Origin of the sequence: Mesorhizobium sp. CA14 (assembly GCF_020165195.1) — a bacterium.
GTDB lineage: Bacteria > Pseudomonadota > Alphaproteobacteria > Rhizobiales > Rhizobiaceae > Mesorhizobium.
Window position 1 is genome coordinate 2501 of record NZ_JAIUHR010000055.1, and the last position, 3742, is coordinate 6242.

The window sequence follows — 3742 nt, forward strand, 5'->3', positions numbered from 1 at the left end:
TAAAGAGAAGATTTGTTCGAACTTCATGGCTGAAAAGCTGTGATTTGTCGCAAGGGACGCTCAATCCCTTGCCTATGATGGGTTTGCCTAACCGCGCCCTCGAACCGATCTCGAGAAGCTGGTCTTTTTGTGCCAATGACATCGAGCGAGATCCCGCACAGGATTTTGCTCAAGTGCGACGATCTCTGCGAGATCGCGCTTATGCGACGATCCTTCGGATCGCGCTTAGCTAATCCCGTAAGGGAGAGGCTGAAGCGACGATCCCTTCGGGATCGCGCGATGGGTATTGGCAATGAGAACGATCAAGTGTCTTAAGGGCAATTGGTGGATGCCTTGGCATGCACAGGCGATGAAGGACGTGATACGCTGCGATAAGCTACGGGGAGGTGCGAATACCCTTTGATCCGTAGATCTCCGAATGGGGAAACCCACCTAAGGTACTTGGAAAATCAGAGCTGCGGGGCGACCTGCGGTTGTGGTTTCCAAGTATCGCTAATAGGTAACTTATCCTGAATACATAGGGATAAAGTGGCGAACGCGGGGAACTGAAACATCTAAGTACCCGTAGGAAAGGACATCAACCGAGACTCCGGAAGTAGTGGCGAGCGAACCCGGACCAGGCCAGTGGCGATTGAGAGACAAGCGGAACCTTCTGGAAAGTAGGGCCATAGCGGGTGACAGCCCCGTACGCGTAATGCGATCAATCGTCCTCGAGTAAGGCGGGACACGTGAAATCCTGTCTGAAATTGGGAGGACCACCTTCCAAGCCTAAGTACTCGTGCATGACCGATAGCGAACTAGTACCGTGAGGGAAAGGTGAAAAGCACCCCGACAAGGGGAGTGAAAGAGTACCTGAAACCGATTGCCTACAAACAGTGGGAGCCCGCAAGGGTGACCACGTACCTTTTGTATAATGGGTCAGCGACTTAGTGTGACGAGCAAGCTTAAACCGGTAGGTGTAGGCGCAGCGAAAGCGAGTCTGAACAGGGCGTTCAGTTCGTCGCATTAGACCCGAAACCGAGTGATCTAGCCATGAGCAGGTTGAAGGTAAGGTAACACTTACTGGAGGACCGAACCCATAACTGTTGCAATAGTTCGGGATGACTTGTGGCTAGGGGTGAAAGGCCAATCAAACTCGGAAATAGCTGGTTCTCCGCGAAATCTATTTAGGTAGAGCGTCGACCGAATACCCCAGGGGGTAGAGCACTGGATGGGCTAGGGGTCCTCACCGGATTACCAAACCTAACCAAACTCCGAATACCTGGGAGTACTAGTCGGCAGACACACGGCGGGTGCTAACGTCCGTCGTGAAAAGGGAAACAACCCTGACCTACAGCTAAGGTCCCCAAGTTATGGCTAAGTGGGAAAGGATGTGAGGATCCCAAAACAACCAGGATGTTGGCTTAGAAGCAGCCATCATTTAAAGAAAGCGTAACAGCTCACTGGTCTAAATAAGGGTCTTTGCGCCGAAAATGTAACGGGGCTAAAGCCATACACCGAAGCTTAGGGTTCGTGAGCAATCACGAGCGGTAGCGGAGCGTTCTGTAAGCTGATGAAGCCGTACCCGTGAGGGGCGGTGGAGGTATCAGAAGTGCGAATGCTGACATGAGTAACGTAAGGGGAGTGAGAGACTCCCCCGCCGAAAGACCAAGGGTTCCTGCTTAAAGTTAATCTGAGCAGGGTTAGCCGGCCCCTAAGACGAGGCGGAAACGCGTAGTCGATGGGAACCACGTTAATATTCGTGGGCCTGGAGGTAGTGACGGATCACACAAGTTGTCCAATCTTATCGGATTGAACGGGCAGCGGAGTGGTTCCAGGAAATAGCTCCTCCTTATAGACCGTACCCGAAACCGACACTGGTGGTCAGGTAGAGTATACCAAGGCGCTTGAGAGAACTATGCTGAAGGAACTCGGCAAATTGCACGCGTAACTTCGGAAGAAGCGTGACCCTTTTCTGCGCAAGCAGAGGAGGGTGGCACAGACCAGGGGGTAGCGACTGTTTATCAAAAACACAGGGCTCTGCGAAGCCGCAAGGCGACGTATAGGGTCTGACGCCTGCCCGGTGCTGGAAGGTTAAGAGGAGGGGTGCAAGCTCTGAATCGAAGCCCCAGTAAACGGCGGCCGTAACTATAACGGTCCTAAGGTAGCGAAATTCCTTGTCGGGTAAGTTCCGACCTGCACGAATGGCGTAACGACTTCCCCGCTGTCTCCAGCATAGACTCAGTGAAATTGAATTCCCCGTGAAGATGCGGGGTTCCTGCGGTTAGACGGAAAGACCCCGTGCACCTTTACTATAGCTTTACATTGGCATTCGTAGTGGCATGTGTAGGATAGGTGGTAGGCTTTGAAGCCTGGGCGCCAGCTCAGGTGGAGCCACCCTTGAAATACCACCCTTATTACTATGGATGTCTAACCGCGGCCCGTTATCCGGGTCCGGGACAATGTATGGTGGGTAGTTTGACTGGGGCGGTCGCCTCCTAAAGAGTAACGGAGGCGCGCGATGGTGGGCTCAGAACGGTCGGAAATCGTTCGCTGAGTGCAATGGCATAAGCCTGCCTGACTGCGAGACTGACAAGTCGAGCAGAGACGAAAGTCGGTCATAGTGATCCGGTGGTCCCGCGTGGAAGGGCCATCGCTCAACGGATAAAAGGTACGCCGGGGATAACAGGCTGATGACCCCCAAGAGTCCATATCGACGGGGTTGTTTGGCACCTCGATGTCGACTCATCGCATCCTGGGGCTGGAGCAGGTCCCAAGGGTATGGCTGTTCGCCATTTAAAGCGGTACGTGAGTTGGGTTCAGAACGTCGTGAGACAGTTCGGTCCCTATCTGCCGTGGGTGTAGGAATATTGAAAGGATCTGTCCCTAGTACGAGAGGACCGGGATGGACGGATCTCTGGTGGACCTGTTGTGGCGCCAGCCGCATTGCAGGGTAGCTATATCCGGACGGGATAACCGCTGAAGGCATCTAAGCGGGAAACCCACCTTGAAACGAGTATTCCCTGAGAACCGTGGAAGACGACCACGTTGATAGGCCGGGTGTGGAAGAGCGGCAACGCTTGAAGCTTACCGGTACTAATAGTTCGATAGGCTTGATCGTTCTCATTACTTATATCCATCAAGGCGCAATCCGAAGGATTGTCGCCATTCTCACTCACGCTTGTTCCGCCCTTCGGGCGGCGCTACGTGGGTGCGGCGCATCGGCGCCCACGGCCGGTCGGCCTTGCGAAGCTTCGCTTCGGAGGGCGCCAGGCTGAAAGAACGTCAAAGGCACAACAAAGACCAGCGAACAGCTTAGAGAAAGCAGCAAATAGGGCTCCCTATTCGCTACTCACTATTGGCTATTCGCTCAAACAGCTTCTCGATTTGAACATGCGTTTTGCCGACCTGGTGGTTATGGCGGAGCGGCTGCACCCGATCCCATTCCGAACTCGGCCGTGAAACGCTCCAGCGCTGATGGTACTTCGTCTCAAGACGCGGGAGAGTAGGTCGCTGCCAGGTCTGCAAAGCGCATGTTCAGCTCACTTCCAGATCCACAGGATCCGGATGAAGACAATCTTCTCTCTACGATCTAAGGCCCGCCAAACGGGATCATGGGCCGCGCAAGCGGCCCTTTCATTTGGCCGACCCATTGAACAAGGTAAGATCAAACTTACCTCCAAGGACGCAAGCAAACGCTTGCTCGTAGTCGCAAGCAAACGCTTGCTCGTAGTCGCAAGCAAACGCTTGCTCGTAGTCGCAA

The 3742-nt window shown here is 53.9% G+C and carries 2 rRNA genes; both read left to right on the forward strand.

Going from position 1 to position 3742, the window contains the following annotated elements:
* Positions 1–300: 300 nt before the first annotated feature.
* Positions 301–3100: ribosomal RNA gene (locus tag LB565_RS29625) — 23S ribosomal RNA — on the forward strand.
* A 286-nt stretch (positions 3101–3386) separates the two neighbouring features.
* A 5S ribosomal RNA gene (gene rrf, locus LB565_RS29630) occupies positions 3387–3501 on the forward strand.
* The last annotated feature ends 241 nt before the right edge of the window (positions 3502–3742 follow it).